Annotated in this window: 21 protein-coding genes and 1 tRNA gene; 9 read left to right on the top strand and 13 right to left on the bottom strand. The window is 55.5% G+C overall.

Annotated features, from left to right (window positions below; translation table 11 throughout):
• The first annotated feature begins 17 nt into the window (after positions 1 to 17).
• Positions 18 to 671, top strand: a complete 654-nt coding sequence (locus N5098_RS11480; protein ID WP_267638012.1) for an FAD-dependent oxidoreductase — start codon at positions 18 to 20, stop codon at positions 669 to 671.
• A 53-nt stretch (positions 672 to 724) separates the two neighbouring features.
• Complete coding sequence (locus N5098_RS11485; RefSeq protein ID WP_267638013.1) at positions 725 to 1567, top strand: DUF7504 family protein; 843 nt, start codon at positions 725 to 727, stop codon at positions 1565 to 1567.
• A 14-nt stretch (positions 1568 to 1581) separates the two neighbouring features.
• On the opposite strand, the gene N5098_RS11490 is transcribed toward N5098_RS11485, so the two are convergent.
• Positions 1582 to 2838, bottom strand: a complete 1257-nt coding sequence (locus N5098_RS11490; protein ID WP_267638014.1) for a HEAT repeat domain-containing protein — start codon at positions 2836 to 2838, stop codon at positions 1582 to 1584.
• Between the two features lie 66 nt (positions 2839 to 2904).
• Positions 2905 to 3609, bottom strand: coding sequence for a class I SAM-dependent methyltransferase (locus N5098_RS11495; protein ID WP_267638015.1), 705 nt, complete (start codon positions 3607 to 3609; stop codon positions 2905 to 2907).
• A 148-nt stretch (positions 3610 to 3757) separates the two neighbouring features.
• Between N5098_RS11495 and N5098_RS11500 the strand changes: the two genes are divergently transcribed.
• Positions 3758 to 4798, top strand: coding sequence for a glycosyltransferase family 4 protein (locus N5098_RS11500; RefSeq protein ID WP_267638132.1), 1041 nt, complete (start codon positions 3758 to 3760; stop codon positions 4796 to 4798).
• Between the two features lie 15 nt (positions 4799 to 4813).
• On the opposite strand, the gene N5098_RS11505 is transcribed toward N5098_RS11500, so the two are convergent.
• The 5 genes from N5098_RS11505 to trxA all read right to left on the bottom strand — a co-directional run bounded on the left by N5098_RS11505 (position 4814) and on the right by trxA (position 9316).
• A complete protein-coding gene (locus N5098_RS11505; RefSeq protein ID WP_267638016.1) occupies positions 4814 to 5680 on the bottom strand; it encodes a hypothetical protein in 867 nt (288 codons plus the stop codon).
• 3 nt (positions 5681 to 5683) lie between these two features.
• Positions 5684 to 8149 carry a dihydropteroate synthase gene (folP, locus tag N5098_RS11510; protein WP_267638017.1) on the bottom strand — a complete coding sequence of 822 codons (2466 nt, stop codon included), beginning with the start codon at positions 8147 to 8149 and terminating at the stop codon, positions 5684 to 5686.
• A gap of 83 nt (positions 8150 to 8232) precedes the next feature.
• Entirely contained in the window at positions 8233 to 8523 is a 291-nt protein-coding gene (locus tag N5098_RS11515) for a DUF7538 family protein (RefSeq protein ID WP_267638018.1), read from the bottom strand.
• Between the two features lie 100 nt (positions 8524 to 8623).
• Positions 8624 to 8908 (bottom strand): DUF7091 family protein, encoded by a 285-nt coding sequence (locus N5098_RS11520; protein ID WP_267638019.1) that lies wholly within the window; start codon positions 8906 to 8908, stop codon positions 8624 to 8626.
• A 99-nt stretch (positions 8909 to 9007) separates the two neighbouring features.
• A complete protein-coding gene (trxA, locus tag N5098_RS11525) occupies positions 9008 to 9316 on the bottom strand; it encodes a thioredoxin (protein WP_465261603.1) in 309 nt (102 codons plus the stop codon).
• A 206-nt stretch (positions 9317 to 9522) separates the two neighbouring features.
• Here trxA and N5098_RS11530 point away from each other — a divergent pair, with 206 nt between their 5' ends.
• A complete protein-coding gene (locus N5098_RS11530; RefSeq protein ID WP_267638020.1) occupies positions 9523 to 11148 on the top strand; it encodes a hydroxysqualene dehydroxylase in 1626 nt (541 codons plus the stop codon).
• A gap of 78 nt (positions 11149 to 11226) precedes the next feature.
• On the opposite strand, the gene N5098_RS11535 is transcribed toward N5098_RS11530, so the two are convergent.
• The 6 genes from N5098_RS11535 to N5098_RS11560 all read right to left on the bottom strand — a co-directional run bounded on the left by N5098_RS11535 (position 11227) and on the right by N5098_RS11560 (position 17607).
• Positions 11227 to 11301, bottom strand: a tRNA-Arg gene (locus tag N5098_RS11535).
• A gap of 54 nt (positions 11302 to 11355) precedes the next feature.
• Complete coding sequence (locus tag N5098_RS11540) at positions 11356 to 12444, bottom strand: DUF373 family protein (protein WP_267638021.1); 1089 nt, start codon at positions 12442 to 12444, stop codon at positions 11356 to 11358.
• 56 nt (positions 12445 to 12500) lie between these two features.
• On the bottom strand, positions 12501 to 13742 hold the full coding sequence (locus N5098_RS11545; protein WP_267638022.1) for a HEAT repeat domain-containing protein: 1242 nt from the start codon (positions 13740 to 13742) through the stop codon (positions 12501 to 12503).
• A gap of 3 nt (positions 13743 to 13745) precedes the next feature.
• Positions 13746 to 14555 (bottom strand): CheR family methyltransferase, encoded by an 810-nt coding sequence (locus N5098_RS11550; protein WP_267638023.1) that lies wholly within the window; start codon positions 14553 to 14555, stop codon positions 13746 to 13748.
• The gene (cheA, locus tag N5098_RS11555; RefSeq protein ID WP_267638024.1) at positions 14552 to 16495 is read right to left on the bottom strand and encodes a chemotaxis protein CheA; all 1944 of its coding nucleotides are present in this window, start codon (positions 16493 to 16495) and stop codon (positions 14552 to 14554) included. Before cheA ends, N5098_RS11550 begins: the two co-directional genes overlap by 4 nt.
• Positions 16496 to 16539: 44 nt before the next feature.
• Positions 16540 to 17607 (bottom strand): protein-glutamate methylesterase/protein-glutamine glutaminase, encoded by a 1068-nt coding sequence (locus N5098_RS11560; protein ID WP_267638025.1) that lies wholly within the window; start codon positions 17605 to 17607, stop codon positions 16540 to 16542.
• A 293-nt stretch (positions 17608 to 17900) separates the two neighbouring features.
• Here N5098_RS11560 and N5098_RS11565 point away from each other — a divergent pair, with 293 nt between their 5' ends.
• The 5 genes from N5098_RS11565 to N5098_RS11585 all read left to right on the top strand — a co-directional run bounded on the left by N5098_RS11565 (position 17901) and on the right by N5098_RS11585 (position 21108).
• Positions 17901 to 18323 (top strand): chemotaxis protein CheW, encoded by a 423-nt coding sequence (locus tag N5098_RS11565; protein WP_267638026.1) that lies wholly within the window; start codon positions 17901 to 17903, stop codon positions 18321 to 18323.
• 51 nt (positions 18324 to 18374) lie between these two features.
• Positions 18375 to 19103 (top strand): RAD55 family ATPase, encoded by a 729-nt coding sequence (locus N5098_RS11570; protein WP_267638027.1) that lies wholly within the window; start codon positions 18375 to 18377, stop codon positions 19101 to 19103.
• Between the two features lie 164 nt (positions 19104 to 19267).
• Positions 19268 to 19606, top strand: coding sequence for a winged helix-turn-helix domain-containing protein (locus tag N5098_RS11575; RefSeq protein WP_267638028.1), 339 nt, complete (start codon positions 19268 to 19270; stop codon positions 19604 to 19606).
• Positions 19607 to 19753: 147 nt separating this feature from the next.
• Complete coding sequence (locus N5098_RS11580) at positions 19754 to 20029, top strand: DUF7521 family protein (RefSeq protein ID WP_267638135.1); 276 nt, start codon at positions 19754 to 19756, stop codon at positions 20027 to 20029.
• A 353-nt stretch (positions 20030 to 20382) separates the two neighbouring features.
• On the top strand, positions 20383 to 21108 hold the full coding sequence (locus N5098_RS11585; RefSeq protein ID WP_267638029.1) for a flagellin: 726 nt from the start codon (positions 20383 to 20385) through the stop codon (positions 21106 to 21108).
• Positions 21109 to 21112 lie beyond the last annotated feature (4 nt).

The following is a 21112-nucleotide window of genomic DNA, read 5'->3' on the forward strand; positions in this document are numbered from 1 at the left end:
TCACCGGAAAAGCGCGTATGGAGGAAACGCCTGCGGAGGTGAACGAAGTTCGTGATGTCGGGCCAGACGCAATCGCGCTCGATATCGAGTCGCCTGACGACTTCGATGCGGCACCCGGACAGTTCATCAAAGTCACACTTACTGTTGACGGCGACGAGGAATCCAGATTTTATACTATTTCCTCACCCAGCGTCGAGGATACGTTCGAGATGACCGTCGGTATCGATTCAGACGGCGAGGTCAGTCCCCAGTTGCGTGCTCTCAGTGCTGGCGACGAGCTCGTGTTGTCGGGTCCTTACGGGAACGCATACTACGAGGAAGAAGACCAAGTCTGTCTTATTGCGGGCGGACCCGGTATCGGCCCGTCTGTCGGGATTGCCGAGCGCGCGCTGACCGACGGCGGTGAAGCAGCCGTTGTCTACCGTGATGACGACCCAATCCACAGGGAGCGACTCGAGACCCTGACCGCAGACGGTGGCGATGTCCGTGTGCTTGACAGTGAAAGTTCGCTCTCGACGGCTGTGCGGGCCAGCCTAGATACGTTGAGTGGAGATATCGAGACAACACAAGTGTTTGTCTACGGCTTTGCTGAGTTCCTCGACGATGCGATGGACGCTATCGAGCGCGCTGGCGGGGAACCCGACGGCGCAAAGGTCGAAAATTTCGGCTGAGTTCGCTCAAATAGTACAGATTTTATTACGGTTCGTCACATCTTCTCATGTGAATGGTCTATCGCTGGCGGTGTCGTCACTGTGACTTCTCGGCGTGGGGGCAACGACGGGAGCAAGTCGCCAACCGTGTCAAACAGCACCTCGTCGAGCACAACCGACACAATATTTCCGACGGAGGAATGCAACTCCAATGGTCGTGCCCATACTGTGAGCGGACTGAACAGAGTACAGATGGTTCGCGTGCGCTGAACAGTTACAAAGAGCATCTGTTCGAGCATGTTGAGGCACTCATGGAGTCGGGCGTTCACGTCGCCGAAGATTTCGGCTACGTGGGAAGTGCAATGGTCGCCGCGCCACTCGAAGGGACCGGCGCGGACAACGCCCGTATCCATTTCCTATCACCGGGCGATATTATTGTGTTGGTCACGACAAACGCTGTGCGGCGGATACAGTTACTCCAACAAGAACTTTCGGAGCTGCCCGCCTGGATTGTCGTTGTAACTACGAATGATCAACCACTCAAAGCGATGCCAAAAGAAGAGCTTTCTTCGCTGCCAATAGAGGTCGTCCAACTCGACAAGCAACTCGGGTTGTCAGGACTGGGCGAGACGATTTCTCGTGTACTGAGCGAGCAAGAGAAGATGGACGGCAGAATCTCTTGTGGGTTCGATATCCTCCCAGACTTAGTCGAGACGTTCGACCTGCAAAAAGTGTTCCAGTTCCTGCACATTCTCACCAACCGTCTCGAAGATGCAAACGCCCTCTCACATTTTTATATTGACCCATCCTCGGGATACGAAGGAAGTGCAAACGTCCTCGAAGAGATGTTCGACCTACGGATTGACGCGACCGAGAACACGTTCGTCTCCGGGCCACAAGCCCCAAGCGGTAACTGATTGTTGGGCGGTCTCTAGGTGTCAGGTGCACCGTCGTCGTCATCCTCAGAGTAATCCTCGGGCTCACTAACGTACGTGTAATTAACGCCCGTCGAAACGAGTTCAGCGCCAGGGTCAGTACCAAGCTTATCCAGAACAAACTGCGTCCGGACCCATGGCTCTGAGCCACCCTCCTGTCGTTGCCGATACATCATGAGGCGCTTTTCGAGGTCTTTACCGCCAAGTTTGGCCAGCGTTGTTGCCGCGACTTGGGCCGTCGAGTCGTCCTCGTCGTCCAGTGCGTCAATAAGACATTCCTGTACTTGAGGATCAGCTTCATCAACTAGTCGGCCGATGAGCCAGATGGCGTTGCGTCGGATAGCCCACCGCTCGCTTTCGTTCAGAATATCAACGAGCTGTGGAACCACGTCAACCAACTCCAACGCTTCCAGCTGTTCGACAATCGTCGAGCGCATCTTATGACTTTTGTCCGACGGTGCTTGGACGAACAGCTCGATGAGCGAGATGATTGCAGTTCGACGGATTGGGCCTGATTCGTCCTCAAGTGCTCGTAATAACACGACAAGAGGTTCAATCGACCCGTACTGGCCAAGATTTTCGATGGCTATCTGGCGGACTTCCGGGTCGGCATCTCTGGCTGCTGGGATGAGTGCATCGAGGGCATTTTTCGTCCCGAGTGCACCAAGCGCGCTCGCTGCTTCCTTCTGGACCCGCGTGTCGGGGTCGGTCAGTCGTGTGGCAAGAGCCTCGACACAGCGATCGTCACCAATAGAGCCACACGCCCGGACGGCGCGAAGGCGAACGCGCGCGTCAGTATCAGTAAACGCGCTGACAAGGGCCGGCAACGTCTCCTCGCCACCAAACCAGCCAATGCCTGTCGCGGCGACCAGTCGGAACTCCGGTCGGTCCATTTCGAGCCATTCGACAAGGTTCTCGGCGATGAGCCATCCGGGTGCGCTTGAGACATCAAAATCCGCAAAACGGTTGATAAGCCGTTTGAGCGGTTCGTCACCGAACCGAACCAGCGAGTCGACAGCCTGTGAACGGACGTCTTCGTCGTCACACTGCTGGACTGTTACAATGAGTTCGGTAATAACCTCTTCTCGGCCCTGCTCTTCGGAAAGGTCCGAAAAATCACCCAGTAACTCGGCGGCACGCTGGCGGACCACAGGGCTGGACCCCCGTTTCATGTAGCCGATAAGTTTGGTCGTCTCACCGGCGCGGGCGAGTTCATAGAGGAACGTCTCTCCTTTGGAGTTCTCGAATGACATCCGTCGCTTCGCTTAAATCTACGGGAAGAGCCCGCATAAATGTACGTCTCTGCGGTCCGATATGTGTCACACTCGAACGTCCCAATACGAGACAGACGCAAGCGGGCCACCAGCGGGTGTCTTCCCAATAGCTTTATCGACTGTCCGGAAACCAGATGCGAAGACGTTTGGCAACTCGCGGTAGAACCCATACGGGAACACCCAGTCGTGTTCCGCGGCAACGAGGTCGAGGTCAGCGCCGTCGAGAAGGTTTCTAACTTCCGAGTTAGAGTAGAGCCGCGACCCCATTGGGAGTGCCCATGTGTACAGTGACCGTGCTGATTTCCGGTTGAACGTGTCGAAGAAAATTTGATTCTGCGAGACACGTTGCATTTCCTGCATGAACTCCGCTGGTTCGTGCATGAGGTGGAAAAACCGCATTGCCACAACAGTATCGAAGTGGTTATCCGGGAAGGGAAGCCGAGCGGCATCGCCACGCATGTACTCTAGTTTGCCGTCGACGCCAGCAGCTTGCGCCCGTTCGCGTCCTTGTTGGAGCATCGCTGCCGAGATATCGAGACCGACGATATCCGCACCACGCTCTGCAAGCATAGCCGTAAAGCGCCCGGTTCCACACGCAATTTCGAGGACTTTGCTATCCTCAACCGGAGTGACCGCCTGCAACACTGCCCGCTTCTCGCGGTCGTTGATGAGGCGACCACCCTGTGAGAACCGCTTGTCATCGTAGGCCTCGGCAACGTCCTCGGCCTGGTACCACTCCTGTCCTTTCACGTTAGGTGCTCTTCATTCCCCCTGCATTAATAATGAACCGATACCGGCTGAACGCGAGGTAGCTGGGATGAGGTTACCGACAGAGATGAGGCCAAACGATGGCGGCGGATGGGCGGGGTTTTTTACTGCCGGCACCGACGCGACGAGTATGCGTGTCGCGATAGTTGCACTCGAAACGACCCGCCACACTGACGCCGAGAGTGTTCGACACGTCGAACAGATTGCTCGGCTGCTCGCCGACCGTGGCCACGATGTGACGGTGTTCTGTGGACAGTGGTGGGATGACTACCGCGACGAGTTCGTCGTCGATGGAGTGCGGTACCGTGCGGTGAGTTACGGTACCTCACCCGCTTCGTTCTGTACGCGTCTGCCTGCACTGCTAGGGATGTACCGTCCGGACGTGATTCATGCGGCAGTGCTCCCACCCCAACAGGTATTGGCCGCGCTGGCCGGCGGACAGTTCGCACGTGCCCCTGTTGTCGTCGAATGGTATGGGACCGAAACACTCGACGCGGACGACCGCTATGTGGGGTCGATAACTGGACAGGCCGACTGTATCATCACTCCCTCGGAGTTCGTCCGCACGAACGTCCGGGAGTGCGGAGCAACCGATGAGAACACAGCCGTTATTCCCGAAAGTATCGACTTTTCGCTAACGGAGACGGTTGAACCAGCAGATGGCGTCGACCTTGTCTATGCCCATCAACTCGATGAGACGGCAAACCTCGACGACTTCTTGCTCGGACTTGCAGAACTCAGAGAGCGCGACTGGCAGGCAACCATCATCGGCGATGGGCCGCTCCGTGAGGAGTACGAAGACGAAGCCACAAAGCTTCGTATTGACGACCGTGTCAGCTTTGTTGGGGAATGTAATCGTAAACGCCGGGTGAGTCTTTACCGCGGTGCTCACGCGTTTGTTCAGACGGCAAGCCGTGAACAGTACGCGACGGAACTGCTGTGGGCGCTTGCGGCTGGCTGTATTGGCATCGTCCAGTATCAGGCCGAATCCAGCGCACACGAACTCGTCGAACACCATGAGCGCGGCTTTGGCGTCACCAACCCACAGCAGATTGCCAACGCAATTGCTGACGCCGGGGAGTACCCACACCTAACGACCGACGACGTATGGGAAGAGTACGATCATAGTGCCGTCGTCAGCCAGTATCTTGAGTTGTATCGGAAACAATGAGAGCCGCTGGGAAGGCTACGAACGGTCGTCCCGAGACGTGCGACCCTCGATTGTGAACTCGTATCCGAGGTCGTGTTTCAGCGTTCTGAGGCCATCGAGCACCGAACCCATCGTCTCGCTGTCCGGGAACGGGACCCGCGGTGGTGGGTCCGCCGATTCGGAGCGAAGTACCCACCGGGCAAGTCGGTCGAGCCACGACGCCGACGAGGACGATTCCCAGTCACAGGAGAGCACTGGCCGGTCAGACACCGTGGAAACGCGCCGAAGCCGAGTCAGTTCGAACCGCCTCACTCTTTCGCTGTCGGTCTCATGTCGCCGGAGTGCATCCCAGGCCAGTTCGTACCGGTGTGATTTTACACCCCAGGAGGCGAGTCCCTCGGCAGGAACCAGCGCCGACCCGGGAACGCCAGCCAGTTCGGCGACAAGGGCATCGTACAGTGGATCGCGACCAGCCGTATTGACACGCCGGCAGTGACTATGGTGTGGGACCGACCAGTAGCGCCACACCTCGCCGTCCACGACCGCGAACTCCTCGACGTTGAACATGCGGTCGATCCAGGCGTCGGAGTCGTCCGGGTCGACCGCGAGGAGTGACCTGACAAGGTCGCGGTCCTCGAGAAGCGTCGCGTAGTACTCGGGACCCGAGGTCTGGAACAACTGCGTCCCTTCCTCTGCCCGCGCAAGCCGTTGCTTGATGCGGTCGAGTTCCTCCGTTTCGGCCGAGAGCCGGACGTGAACGCGGTCCCCGTATCCCATGACAACCTCGACGACCCGATTCTCGACCCGAATCTGCCCCACTTCGTCCCAATCTTTTCGTGGGTTCAGTCGGGTAACAACTCGATGAGTTGTCTCACTATCACCGTACGGGTCGACCAATTCCATAGTTCACTGTTCGTTGGTTCCGTTCCGTGCGGCCTCGACAACATCGACAGCCGCGACGTTGGCGTCCACATCGTGAACGCGGACGATGTCCGCACCGCGGTCGGCGGCGAGTGTAGTTGCCGCGATGGTCGGCTCGTAGCGCTCGTCGGCATCGCGGTCGACGTGGCCAAACATCGACTTGTGAGAGTGGCCGACCAACACTGGACAGCCAAGGCCGGCGAACTCCTCTAAGCGGTCGAGTAACTCGAAGCTCTCGGCGGCGGACTTGCCAAAGCCCAACCCCGGGTCGATGATAATCTGTGGCCGGTCAAGACCTGCCTTTTCAGCCAGTAGCACTCGCTCGGTGAGTTCATCGATAACATCCTCGACAACGTCGTCGTAATAGATATCGCGTTCAGGGACCACGGGCGTATCGATAGAGTGCATCACGACAACAGGCACATCGTATTCTGCGGCGAGTAAGCGCATCTCAGGGTCCTCTAGCCCAGAGACATCGTTAAGAATGTCCGCCCCCGCATCAAGTGCACTACGAGCGACGCCTGCCTTTCGGGTGTCGACTGAGACTAACACATCAGACTCAGCAAGCGCCTCAATGACTGGGACAACCCGCTGGCGTTCGGTTTCGGCGTCGACCGGGTCTGCACCGGGACGAGTCGACTCACCGCCTACGTCAACGATATCGACTCCCGCCTCAACCATCTCCTCTGCCCGCTCGATTGCGTCTTCACGAGCCTTGTACTCGCCACCATCGTGGAAGCTGTCTGGTGTCGCGTTCAGGATCCCCATTACTGCTGTGTCACCCTCCCACGGATAAGTTGGTGGCTCGGTTCCAATCCCAAGCGTCTCGCGAATCTCATCAGCCAGCGGTGACAAGCCGTATGGCTGGTCGTCGAGTTTGTCACAGAGGCGTTGGAACTGGGCCATCGTCCCCATCAACACGACAGTCCGTTTCTCTTTGTGGTGAGTAAGCCCCGAAACAGCACACTCGCCCCCAAGCGAGAGTAATTCTTCTTTGAGGGACTGGGCCTGTCGGGGTTGGACGCGGGTCTTGAGCAGGCGGTGGACTGCGTTCTCTTGCATCCGCCATACACCGGGTTCGGTGACATGGGTGTCTTCGAGAAGCGACGCCGCTGTCTGGACCGAGTCCGCACGCTTTGGCACAGAGGTCCGACTCCAGAGTGTTCGAGCCTCGCCAACGGTGTACAACGAGCCAGTTACGACGACTGCGTCCTCGTCACCGGCCGATTCGAGCGTGTCGCCGACTGCGCCAGCAACGTCTGTGCGGGTCGTAACAGTCGCGTCAGTCGTTTCGGTGAATGCCTGAGCGAGTGCGTCGTTGTCGGCAGCGCGGTCGCTGTCTGGTTCGCAGGTGACGACAGTATCTGCCACGTCGAGGGCTGCAGCCATCTCCTGATGGGGTTTGTCAGCCATCGCGCCGAAGACCAGATGCAACGAGTCAAAGGAAAACTCCGAGAGTGTCTCGGCGAGGACAGCAGCGCCACCGGGATTGTGGGCTCCATCGAGAACGACAAGCGGGTCTTGTCTCATGATTTCGAACCGACCCGGCCAATGGGCGTTCCGCAGGCCGCGAGCGACCGATTCCTCCGAGACAGATGTCTCGTGAACCGTCTCGATTTGCTGTGCAAGTGCAGACGCAACCCCAGCATTTCGAGCCTGATGCTCACCGAGCAGTGGGAGCCGCGCATCGATATCCCAGTTGCCGCCGTCAATACTGACCTCGCCCTCGATGCCGACTCGCCCACCGTAGTCGACAGTTACCGTTTTTTTGGACTCTCTGTTAGTCACTCCATCGTCGTGCTGGACAACTCGAACAGTGTCGCCAGCAATCGGTTGGATTGCCCCGAAAGCGTCACCCTCGACACCCGTGACGAGTGGTCGGTCCGTCGGGGCAACATGTGCCATGTCTCGCGCAATCGTTTCGACATCTTCGCCAAGAAAGTCGGTGTGTTCGAGCGCGACCGACGTGACCGCACTGGCAACCGGATCGACGACGCTTGTCGCATCCTTCTCGCCACCAATACCCACTTCGAGGATTGCGACGTCAACATTCTGGCGGTCGAACTCCCAGAGTGCAAGCGCAGTAACTGTCTCAAAAAACGTTGGCGCGTCACCGTGTGCAGCACAGTCGACGATATACTCCTGTGTTGTCTCGATAAACTCACCGAGCGCACGCTCAGAGAGTTGTCGGCCGTTGACTGTGATGCGCTCGCGGATATCGTCAAGATGTGGTGAGGTGTAGAGACCGACATCGAGTCCTGCCTCCCGCAAGATTGACTCAACCATACGGGCGGTCGACCCTTTCCCGTTGCTCCCAGCAATCTGTACGCAGTCGAGGCGTTCATGTGGCTCCCCGAGTTCTGAGAGGAGCGCGACCGTGGCATCGGTCTCCGGACGGGACGGAAACCGCTGTAAATCGAAAAGGAAGTTTGCCGCCTCCTGAAAGTTCATGCCTGACGGATACGGTGCTGTCTGCTTTATACTGACGGATACGCTTCCAGTACTCAGCGAGCGATACCGTCGGGTTGTCCTCCTCAGAGTGACCGTTCCTCGACAGCAGGGTCGATTCCCGCAGCGGCGAGGTCCTCACAGATTCGTTCCCGTAGCGGTGCCGGAACGTTACTCCGAGCAACCGGGACAGCTGCCGCGTCGACTTCTTCGGGAGGTACCTTCCAGTAGAGGACACAGTCGCTGGGGTGGTAGTATTCGATACTGTAGCGGTCGGTCGCACCGCTGTAGTGGACGCGTGCGGCGTGGTTCTCGACACGCCACCCTTCCTGTTTGCCGAGGGCGTTGAGAGTTGATTGTTCGCTGCCGTCGCTCATATGGTGTTTTCAGCGGCAAGAAGCCTACCGATTACGGTCGTGGGACAGCAACGGCGGCTTGGCTTGCCAAATGGCGCGGGCTATGCTGTACACGCAACCCTTACCAAGTCTCGATACGATCCGCCTCAATATCCTCGACACAGCTTTCACAGTCGGGGTGGTCGGCGTCGTAGCAGGCGGGTCGACCGCCACCGTCAATGTTGACAGCTCGCTTTTCGGCGTGTCGTCGACAAACCAGCTTCACTCGTCCCCGGTTATCGGTCGGCAGGTCCTCAGGCGGTTCGTACATCCCTCTGTAGAACTCGCTTCTGGCCTCCTCGTACTGGCGGCCCACATCCTGTAGCTTCGTCCGGAGAAAGCGAGCCAGTCGGTCCCCGTCGCTCATGGTCGCAGTACGTGGTGTATCCTGATATGCCTGTCTCACGACACAAGGACACTGCTGTTATTTGAGTCTCGTTCCGGGGACTCTAAGAGAACAGGACACTCAGGCGTCGGCAGACGCGAACGCGTCCTCAATATCGTCAGCCTGCGTGACGCCGACGAACCGCTCGACGACACCGTCATCGTTCTCGACGATAAGTGTCGGAAGCGAACGGACCTGATACTCGTTTGCGACATCCTGGTTCTCGTCTACATCGATTTTCTCGAATGTGACATCGCTGTACTCTTCTTCAAGCTCCTCCAGAATCGGGTCCTGCGTCTTGCACGGACCACACCAGTCGGCATAGAAGTCTTTAATTGTGACAGTCATCGTTGCGCCCATAGATAGCTTATCGGCAGTCATAAGCGTTATTCTCTTATGCAAAAACTGTACACGCGCGTTTTCGCTACGGTGAGAAAAAAGCAATTACGCCGGGTAGAGACAAGACAGACGGGCAGACTGAAATCGTGCAGTTGTCTACTGCGATGGTGACCAGCATATTACACTGAATAGACCAACAGTAGAGAGGCTTCTCAGTTAGGTCCCACGTTTATACACAAGTAGTCGTAACGGAGGTAATGCCAGAAATCGCTGTCGTCGGCGGTGGCATCGGCGGCCTCTCAGCAGCACACGAACTCGTCGACCGCGGGTTCGATGTCACTGTCTTCGAGGCTAACGACCGGTTCGGCGGAAAAGCACGGTCGATGGATGCGACCGATGGTCCGAACCCGCTCCATGGTGAGCACGGCTTTCGCTTTTTTCCAGCGTTTTACCGCCACGTCTTCGAGACGATGGAACGGATACCCGACGGCAACGGCACCGTTGCCGACAACCTCGTCGAAACCGAGCAGACACTCATTGCCGCCGTCGACGGGCCAGAGCGTGTCGCAAGCAGTGCGACCCCTGATTCGATACAAGGCTGGCTCGACGCTGCGCGGCCAGCGTTTGCAGAAGACCTCCCGCGGACTGACGTGGCTTTTTTGCTCGAACGGCTACTGTACCTACTGACAGCGTGTGAGAGTCGTCGTGAAGAGGAACTCGATGAAGTGTCTTGGTGGGAGTTTATCGATGCTGAAAACCGGTCGCCTGAATTCCGCGACCGGCTCGGCTACGCCGTGCAATCACTGGTTGCCCTGCGCCCTCAAGTCGGGAGCGCGCGGACAGTCGGCTCAATTTATACGCAACTGTTGTTCGGACAGATGAATCCACAACGTCCGACCGAGCAGATTCTGAATGCACCGACGAGCGAAGCCTGGATTGAGCCGTGGGTCGACTATCTCGATGCACATGGTGTTACACTACATTCAGGACGGCCAGCCCAAGCGTTTGAGGCCAGCGGCGAGCGTATCGATACTCTCGTCCTCGCTGATGGTGAGCGGATCAGCGCCGATGCATTCGTACTCGCGGTCCCCGTCGAGGTCGCGCCGTCGTTCGTTTCGTCAGAGATGGCGGCGGCCGCGCCCGAGCTCTCGGACATCGACCGGCTCGATACCGCATGGATGAACGGAGTTCAGTTCTATCTCACCGAAGACGTACAGCTCTCGCGCGGTCATCAGGTGTATGCTGATGCCCCCTGGGCGCTGACTTCCATCTCACAGCGCCAGTTCTGGCCCGAGTATGATATTGAAGGACGCGGTCCCGACGCAGTCGAGGGTGTACTCTCGGTGATTGCCTCAGATTGGGACACACCGGGTATCCTCCACGGTAAACCGGCACGAGAGTGTACCCGCGAAGAGATACAATCCGAGATATGGGCACAACTGAAGACCCACCTCAACACCGAGGAAAGTCGTCTCAGCGATGAAATGCTCGTCGACACCTTCCTCGACCCGGCAATTGTCGAGAGTACTAGTGGCGTTACAAATCAGTCACCACTGCTCATCAACACGGTCGGCTCGCTCAAGAATCGACCGCCAGCCAACGTTGGTATCGACAACCTCGTTGTTGCCAGCGATTACGTTCGGACAAACTCGGATTTGGCGTCAATGGAGTCAGCCAACGAAGCGGGGCGTCGGGCAGCGAACGCATTATTCGAGCAGTATGGAATCGGTGACCGCGCGCAGGTGTGGGAACTACAGGAGCCATCCATCTTCGAGCCATTCAAGCGTCAAGACCGCCTGCGTTACCGTCTTGGATTACCACATCCGGCCGAGGTTACACAGTCGCTTCGTTCTGTTTCAAGTCGTCTGCTTGGGTCGGCATAAGCGAACATCGTCGCTACGGCTGCATAATGTATCCGTCGGTTCAGCCGTCACGGGCCGGTGGTACTGCTCTTCAGTATACGGGCGTGATGGGATTTGAACCCACGACCGTCGGATTAGAAGTCCGACGCTCTATCCGGGCTGAGCTACACGCCCCTGCGTTTGAGTCCGAACTTCTCACAAATAGAGATTTGGATTTCCATAGAGCCGTTACTGTTGTATCTGTGATTGTCGTTGTGTCCACGATTCGGCAACGGCAAACGAGAGGGTGCTGGCGACACCGAGCAATGTCCCGCCTGTAAGCATAAACGCAAGGAACTCAAGCGAGGCTTCATCGAGGAAGAAGCCACTCACTCCCGAGAGCACAGCAGCGATAGCGACGATATAGAACGGCGCGTTGAGATAGCGCCAGTGGAACTCACCGCTGATATACTCGTCAGTGACGCGGCCAAGGCTGCTCATGACACCAGCGGCGGCGAACCACTGGACCGAACCAAACAACAGCGCGGCAATCACTTCGACGACACCAAGCGACTGCGTTGTGGCCTCCCGCGTTGCTTCGAGCTCTTGCATCCCGCCGACCCCACCGATAACGAGCAACGCGAGGGCAACGACAGAGGTGATTAACGTTACTCGACCGGTAAACAGGCCCGTCCGCACGCGCTCGACCACCCAGTCAATCCACTCCATAACGCCGAACCCACGGGCAAGCAAATAGAGCCCCAGTAACCCCGACGCAAACCCAAACACGGTCCCGGGCAGACCGACGAGATTGGCGAGAATCGTCAGTGGATAGATAAGCAACAGGATACCTAGTGGCACCAGCAGTGTCCCCCGTGTCTCGGGGTCATCAAGCACCTGCTTGATAGTGTAATACATTGATTCAAGGTCTTGTGCCTGCCGGACAACGACGCGCCGAACGCTATCGATGTACACCCGCGAGCGGATAACTGGGAGCACCGACTCGTCCTGTGCGCCGTCAGTAACGACGACAGCACGCACATCCTCACCCGTGTCGAGTTCAGCGAGCACGCGGTCAACTTCGTTACCGACTTCTCGGTTAGCTTCGACCTCACGACCGTCGATGCCGGCAACTGCGGCGACCTCGATTTCCTCATCGTCGATTGAGTCAATGAGATGGAGCCCCTCAAACAACACGTTCACGTCACTGTCTTCTGGGTCAGCAATAGCGAGCGCGACTGCTGCTTTTCGGACTTCCTCTCGGCCAATTACCGGCGTCTCCATTCCAGTTTTGCGTCCGAGGTCGTTATCGAGGTCGACACACAGCACCAGCAGCATAGACGTGGCTACGCCAGCCCGGTTTATCTGCTTTCGGGAGTCGGTGGCTCGTCACGCTACCCCGACGTGTTGCCGGTTCGGCCCCCAAGTTTCGAGAGCGCGGAGAAAGCGCGTTTTCGAACCTCTTGATCATCTGTGTCGTCGAGCAGGTTCTCTATCTCACGAGCCGTCTCTTCGTCACCGATTTTTCCGAGCGTAAACAGCGCCTGTGCTCTGGCTTCGCTGTCGTGTTCATCGTTGGTTGCAAGTGAGAGTAATTCTGCCTCGGCGTAGGTGCCGCCGATTTCGGCCAGACTTGTCGCCGCAAACTGTCGGGTCATCTGCTGACCGTCTTCGAGTGCGACGAGCAGTGCATCGACGGCATCGCGGTTGGACTCGTCGTCAAGTACACGTCCAAGAAGCCATGCCGTATTCCGCCGCTGTGAGGGTTGTGTCCCCTGTTCCAGAATTTCGACAAGGGGCGTAACAACAGTACCGTCCTCAGTTGCCGCTAGCCGATCAACGACCGTCTCGCGTATCTCATGGCTCTCTTCTGTCGGGACGTTCGATAGCAACTCGATAAGCGAGAAAACGGCTGTCCGACGGACAGCCGCAGAGTCGTCAGCAAGCGAGGTAACAAGATATTCGACCGGACTGTCGTTGCTGAACTTCCCAAACCCGTTGACTGCGATACGACGGACGCGTTCGTCGTTGTCTTCGTAAAGTTGTAACAGCGCAGAGAGAGCCTGCCGGTTCCCGATTCGCCCGAGTGACTCGGCAGCTTCGAGCCGGACAGTTGGTTTTGAGTCGCTCAACAGTGATTCGAGACCATCAGTTGCTCGCGCATCAGTTATCAGGCCAACTGCCCGGGCAGAACGAGCGCGGACACGCGGATCAGGGTCCCGGAACCGCTCGATAAGATCCGGAACAGCATCACCCTCACCAAGCTCACCGAGGCCATTTGCGGCAGCCATCCGGAGTTCGGGGATGTCGGCTGACAGCCCGCGCATGAATGCTTTGGCGCGGACCCACTCCGCCCCTTCCTCAAACTCAATATCGGCCATCGTCGCCATCAGTTGCGTGAGAGCGTCCTGTCCGAGATTGTTGAGCGAGTCGACCGCCACAGCAACGACGGCGTCGGAATCGTCCTCGTTAACGGTCGTAATCAATGCGCGGATGATATCATCTCTGTCATCGTGTTCTTCAAACCGACCAAGCAATTTTGCTGCGCGCTCCCTGATGTTCGTGTTCTCCGAAGAGTTGAGAGTGCGGATTATTTCTTGTGCGTTACCGTTTCGTTCGTACTCGTAGAGGGACATGAATTACGTACGCTGGTAGATGCGTTGTTTCTTGTGTACGGGGTCGAAATGTTCGCGGCTCACCGTCGGAAGGGTCTCTGTCATACCAATCATAAGATAGCCGCCGTCACGGAGCGATTTCCGTATCGTCTCGAAAATCGGTTCCTTGTACGAGGCATCAATGTAGATGAGTAGATTGCGACACAATACGAGGTCGAAGTCTCGTTTTGACTCGCCCCGAATGAGGTCGTGTTGCTCGAAGGTGACCAAATCCTTGACGCGGTCGCGGACCTCGAAACGGTTCTCATCTTTGTCGATATACGGCGAATAGTCAGTCAGTGGTTCGAGTTCCTCTGCAATGTCACTCGTCTGTGATGTCTCGTAGACCCCACGCCGTGCAGTTTCGAGGATATCCGGGTTAATATCGGTGCCAAGAATATCGATACGGCGCTGGTTGATATCATCGTCGTCCAGTGCGAGCATCGCAAGCGAGTACGGTTCTCTTCCGTCAGCACTGGGGGCACTCCAGATATTGACACGACGATTCGACTCAGTAAGGTCACGCAGGACCTCCCGCAGTTTCTCCCACGCTTCGGGATTCCTGAAAAAGCCGGTGACATTTATCGATAAGGAATCTAACAGGAGTTCCTGTTCTTCAGGGTTGCTCTTGAGCAAGCGCTGGTAGGTCTTGTAGTCGTCATGGTCGGTACGCCGCATCCGAGCGGTAATCCGTCGGTCCAGGTACGCGTCGTTGTAGAACCCGGACTCGAAGTTCATGTTCTGTTCGATATACTCAAGCAGGTCGGAAAACGAACGGTCGTCGCCTCGGTTCATAGCGTCACCACGTCAAGGATATGGACAATATTGCCGTCGCCGAGGACAGCCGTTCCGGAAAGACCGGGCGTACCACTGAGAATGCCTTCAAGTGGCTTGACGACGACTTCTTCCTGAGAGTTGACCGCGTCACAGCGTAACGCTACCTGACGCTCAGATTCACGGATGCGGACAAGCATCTCGCCACCCTCGACACCGCCGTCAGCGGTGGCCCGTCGGGGCACTTCAAACCGTTTGCCGAGGTTGATGACAGGATAAATTTCTTCGTTGTGTTTGATGACCTCCTGCCCGTTTACGTGTTTCATCTCGTCTGCACTCGTAATTTCGTCGACGTTCTTGATAGGCACGCCGTACTCCTCGTCGCCAACCTGCACGAACAGAACTTTGACGATTGCCATGGTCACCGGCAGTCGGAGAGAGACGGTCGAGCCTTCGCCGGGTGTACTGTCGACATCGACCGACCCGTCTAGTTGAGTCACAGTATCGTGGACAACGTCCATCCCAACTCCACGCCCGCTGGTGTCGGTCACTTCCTCTGCCGTCGAAAAGCCAGGATGGAAAACCAGATCGTAAATATCCGAGTTGTCCATCATTTCTAACTCTTCAGGGGAGCGGACATTGCGCTCGATTGCGGTCTGTTTGATTTCTTCGACATCGAGACCAGCACCGTCATCAGCCACTTCGATTGTGACATGGTCACGTTGCCGGGACGCACGCAGCGTGACCTGTCCTTCGGTTGGTTTGCCTGCCTCGACCCGTTGTTCTGGGGACTCGATACCGTGGTCGAGTGCGTTCCGGATGATATGCATCAGTGGGTCGGAGATTTCGGTGAGGATTGTCCGGTCAAGTTCGATGTCCTCGCCCTCGATTTCGAAGTTCACCTCCTTGTCCAGTTCACGCGAGAGGTCACGCACCATCCGAGGGAACTTACCGACGACCTTCTTTAACGGAATGAGTCGCATATCCATCACGGTGTTCTGGAGGTTTGCCGTGATTTTGTCGAGTTCGTTCAGCGTATCGCTCGCAGAGTCAAGATTGTTCTCCTCGACGGCGCGCCGGAGCTTGATACGACTGGTGACCAGTTGTTCGACCAGCCCATGAAGGTCGTCAAGCTTGTCTACATCAACCCTGACAGACTTGATTTCGTCAACCTCGTGTTCGTCAGTCGAGCCAGTCAGTGAAACGCTGTTTTCCTCCTCTAAGACTTCATCTGTTACGTTGTCGACAGCAGCGTCATGGACACGACCCAGTGCCTCCAACTCGTCAGCCACTGCACCAGTGTCATCGGCGTCGAGCAAGAGCGTAAAGGCATCCTCGAAATCACCATTTTCGATGTCCTCGCGGTCGGGAATCGCATCAATGATATCGAACGCTTCTTCGACCGATTCAAGAATGAACATCGAGTCGACACCGGGCATATCGCTGTCCCCGAGGTCGACAACGGCATGAACGACCTGACTGCTTACTTCTTCTTTGTCGACATCGACGGCAGAAAGGTCGACTTCCTGAGAGTTGTTGTCGGTCCCAGTGGTGGAATTTTCTTCGGTATCAACGGAGCTAGTTCCTTCCTCTAGGACAGCCCGAAGTTGGGAGACAGTCTCCGACGTATCTAGTGAGGCTTCGCCTTCTTCCTCAATTTCTTTGACGATAGCCTCAATCTGGTCAACCCCGGCGAAGATCAGGTCCATTACCTCCGATGTCACGCTCATGTTGCCCTCGCGCATCTCGTCAAGGAGGTCTTCCATTGCGTGCGCGAGATTCGACGCATCGTCGAATCCCATTGCGCCGAAGTTACCTTTCAGCGTATGTGCTGTCCGGAATATCTGGTCCATCGCTTCCTGTGCGTTTGGATCAGATTCCAACTCCAGCAGCGAGTTGTTCAGTTTCGTTATCTCCTCTTCGCTCTCCCGAATGAACGCATCGAGGTACTGGTCGTCCATCGTTAGTTCACCTCTTGTTGTCGTTTCATAAGTGTTCCCTGGTGCTACTGTTCAGATTGTGTCCCATGCTCGTCTGGCCGTGCAGCACGGATGATACCGTCCGCGATGTCGTCGATAGCGAGGACCTCATCGACGTATCCTGTCTCGATAGCGCGCTTTGGCATACCGAACACAGCCGAAGTCTCCTCGTTCTGTGCAATCGTGATTCCGTCGACCGCTTTGACGGATTTGATGCCTGCAGCCCCATCTTCTCCCATCCCGGTGAGGATAACCCCGATGAGAGGGTCCCGTATGACCTCTGCGGCACTCGACATGGTCATGTCGACAGCTGGCCGAACACTGTTGACTGGTGGGTCCTCTGTCAGTTTCACTCGAAGCCGCCCGCTACGGTAGTTCGAGACGACCATGTGTTTACCACCAGAAGCAACGAGGGCCTCACCATCGCCGATACGGTCCCCGTCAGATGCCTCACTGACATCGTACTCACTACGGGAGTCGATCCGCTTTGCAAACCGTTCGGTGAAGCCGTCTGGCATGTGTTGAACAATAAGAACACGAAAGCCAGCCGCAGGCGGTAGCGTCGAGAGGACGCGTTCGACCATTTTCGGTCCGCCAGTCGACGAGCCAATAAGCAGTGTTGGATTGTCGACGAACTCTTGGGACGTTGGTTCGTCGGGCGTCGGAGCGGCGCTAGTCTTGTTCTCTTTTGAGAAGTCCACATTAGCAACCGACGTGACCATCTCGACGAGTTGATCTTCGAGCCGAGACATCTCCATCGAGACCTCTCCACCGGGTTTGGTAAAGAAGTCAACTGCACCCTTGTCGAGTGCACGGAATGTCACGTCGGCATCATCGTCGGTGTGAGCTGACAACATCAACACTGGTGTTGGTCGCGTCTCCATGATTTGCTCGACCGCCTCAATACCATCCATCTCTGGCATCTCGACGTCCATGGTGACCACATCTGGCTCGTGCTCGGTTACGGCGTCGACGGCTTCTACCCCGTTACGAGCCTGTGCCACAACCTCGACACCACCGTCCTCAAGAATGTCAGTGATGACACTCCGCATGAAATGCGAGTCGTCTGAGACCACAGCGCGTGTTCCTGACATCTATGGGTACCTGCTGGAATACCGTTGTGACACTCCCTCTCTTACTCGTCTCCCCACTTCGCTTCCGGTCGAAGCGCACACAGCACCCGGACAACGGTCACTTCGCTGCATTCACACTCAGTACTGCGGCAAGTATCTAAATAAAGACTCCGGCGCTGTAATCAATCATGATAGTCTGGTGGGCAGATTTAAGTTACCCTGCACCAACTTTTTTCCTACGTGAACCGGTCGACAGGACCAGCACAGGCGAACAAGATTCGACAGACAATACGACAGAGAGGAGAGCACAATCGATGAAAACGACCGGACAGGTTCTCGAATTCAAGCTCGAGGAGGAAACGTACTGCGTAAGTATCGACTATGTGACAGAGATTGTGGATATTGGTGAGTTAACCACAGTTCCGAACTCACCGCCACACATTCAAGGGGTAATGGACCTTCGTGGGCGAACGACTTCCATTGTGGACCCCAAGGCAGTGTTCGACATTGATTCGGACCGAGAGCCAGCTCGCATCATTGTCTTTGACCCTGAGATTGTCAACGACCAAGCTGCAGCAGGGTGGCTCGTCGACGAGGTCAATCAAGTTGTACAGGTTGATGACGACGACGTAGACGAGTCTCCTGCGGAAGATGACGAAGCAATCTACGGTGTCATCAAAAGCGAGGGAGAAAAGTACGTTATCTGGGTCGACCCTGCAGCGGTACACAGGGCTTAACAAACAGGGACTTTTTTATCGCCCGCGGGCACTACAGTCAACTATTAGATTATGGTGGAGCTAACCAAAACCGGCATTGATGGACTCGACGAAATTCTTAACGGAGGTATTGTCAAGAACTCGACAACGCTCGTGAGTGGGAATCCGGGAGCAGGCAAGAGTATTCTTGGTCTCCAGTACATCTACAACGGCGTCGAACAGTTTGATGAGAAAGGCGTGTTCCTTTCGTTTGAAGAAAATGAACAAGACCTGCGGGAGGCCGCAGAGTCAATTGGCTTCGAAAATTGGGGAGATCACGTCGAAGAAGGTAACATCAAAATCTACGACAAAAAAGAGTTGTTGCGGGAAAATGACTTCAATTCCTCGCTCGAACTGTTGCTTGGCGAACTTGACGGAGACGATTACGAACGACTCGTGTTGGACTCACTAACAATGTTCCAACTATTTTTCGACAGCGAACGCGAGAAGCGGACGTATCTGCTGAAGTTCACAGATATTCTCAGTGAGAACAATCTTACCACGCTGATGACCAACGAGCAAGGCACCGTCTTCCCTGAGACCGACATCGGACTGGAGAACTTCCTGACCGATGGGAACATTTTCCTACTCCAGACACCAACCGACTCCGGCGTCAACCGATACGCGTGGGTTGCAAAAATGCGGAAGAAAAATATTGACACAGATATTTTCCCGATGGAGATACTGGAAGGAAACGGTATCACAGTTCACGAGAATGCCAGCGCGTTCTCTATGATGAACGACAACGACTCACCGCTGTAACGTGGTGAAATCGATGTTTGGTTTTCGTTATTGCGTACAAAAACGATAGTTTTACGGCCTAATATCGAATATATCGCCAGATTTGAGGCTTCGTCGGGTGATTCAATATACCAATACGGCTGCCGATAGATTTATGGTTCTCGTAATTTATAATTTGATAATAAATGTCATCAGTGGATCTGTTACAGACCCTTGGGAACAAATACAGCGCGGAGATACTTGATGCAACAGACGAACCGCGTTCGGCCCAAGAGTTGAGCGATGAGCTTGATATTCCTATCGCTACGTGTTATCGGCGAATCGACGAACTCACCGAACACAACTTGCTCGAGCTTCACGATAATATTCTCTCGGATGACAGACGGCGAATCAAGGTGTATCGCCGAAACGTCGAGGCAGTCCGTGTCGAATTTGAGGAGAATGAGTTGTTTGTCGATATTGAGGAACGCTCTGAGGTGACAAATACCCTCGACGAGGCGTGGAAGACTCTTTCAGAGGGCTAGCTGTCCCACTCTGGCTCTAATACTGTACTGTGTTTTTGCAATGCCAATGAGTTTGATATGCGAGAGAATTATAGCAGATTATCAACGAAAATATTCACGTAAGTGGATTTAAGACGAGTGGGACAGTATACAGTACCAGTGGCGTCAATAATTGAGCTCCTGTATGCTGTGGTGACGCTCGTATTTATCATTGCGAGCCTGACAATGGTTGGAATGGCGGTGCGTGCATATGTTCAGACAGCACGGACAGCAATGCTTCACCTCGCCGTCGGATTCTCGCTGGCTGTCGCCGGTGCCGCGGCGACACTCATCAGTGCCTTTTATAGTGGGTTTGAGAACGCACAGATGTTGCTGCTCGTCAAGAGTTCTTTCTTTACCATCGGCTTTCTGTTCGTTATTTATAGCCTACTCGTCTACGAGTAGCGAGGATTGTTCTCCAGCGCGCCCACACGCAAGCTGATTTTTTATTGTTAGTCCGACCACCACCCACAGGGCTGAACTAGACACTTTCATAATCGGACCCCAGAGTTAAGTTATCAATATCAAAATTCTGTTTTTAGAAGGAGGTCAGAATTACTGCAATAAATATTTACCAGTATCTAGAGTTTCAGGCCCTAAGGACCAGTTTTTTACCATCTCGGAGAAGATTATCAGTCATTGAAGTATCGTATTTTACCCCCAATATCTATTTTCAATACCGATAATTTGGAGCACACCCTTATTAGGGTGGCTAGGAGATGATGAGATAAGTCTGGTAGAGCCCAGACAGATAAACCATGTTAGGAAACGACAAAGAAACGGAACCCAATCGTGCCCAAGTTGGAATTGGCACGCTTATTGTGTTCATTGCGATGGTGCTTGTTGCTGCAATTGCCGCCGGTGTACTCATCAACACTGCCGGCTTCCTGCAGACTCAAGCCGAGGATACTGGGACAGAGAGTACATCACAAGTCGCCGACAATCTCAAAGTTATTACGGAAGTCGGTAACGTGAGTGCGGATGACAAGATAGATCAAGTCCGGCTGGGTGTCCAGCCCGCTGCCGGTGCTGGAGATGTCAATCTCGCTCAACTCACCTTGCAGTGGGTGAGCGACGATGAGTTTGCGAACATTATTGTTGGTAATGATACCAGCGACGGCAGCGATGCAGGTGGCACCGCTTCCGGTGATACAGACCCAACGGACATTGCGGTTCTGAACGGAACTGGAGGAGTCCCAGAGAACGGGCAAGAGCGGTACGGAATTCAGGTTATCAAGGCAGAAAATGAAGACGATGTCGTGATGACTGATAGCTCCGACCGCTATGAGATTATTGTCCCACTCAATCACACAGCTGACAGCAACTTCAATAGCGGTGATTTCAACGGGAAGTTGCGGGCACTCGATGAGGGTGAGAGCGTCGAAGTGACTATCACGAACGAAGTCGGTGCACAGACCGTCTCGTTCCTGCAGGTCCCCGACTCACTCTCGGGAGACTCCGAGGGCTCAAACGTTAACCTCTGAGGTG

The organism is Halovenus rubra (assembly GCF_026586665.1).
GTDB lineage: Archaea > Halobacteriota > Halobacteria > Halobacteriales > Haloarculaceae > Halovenus > Halovenus rubra.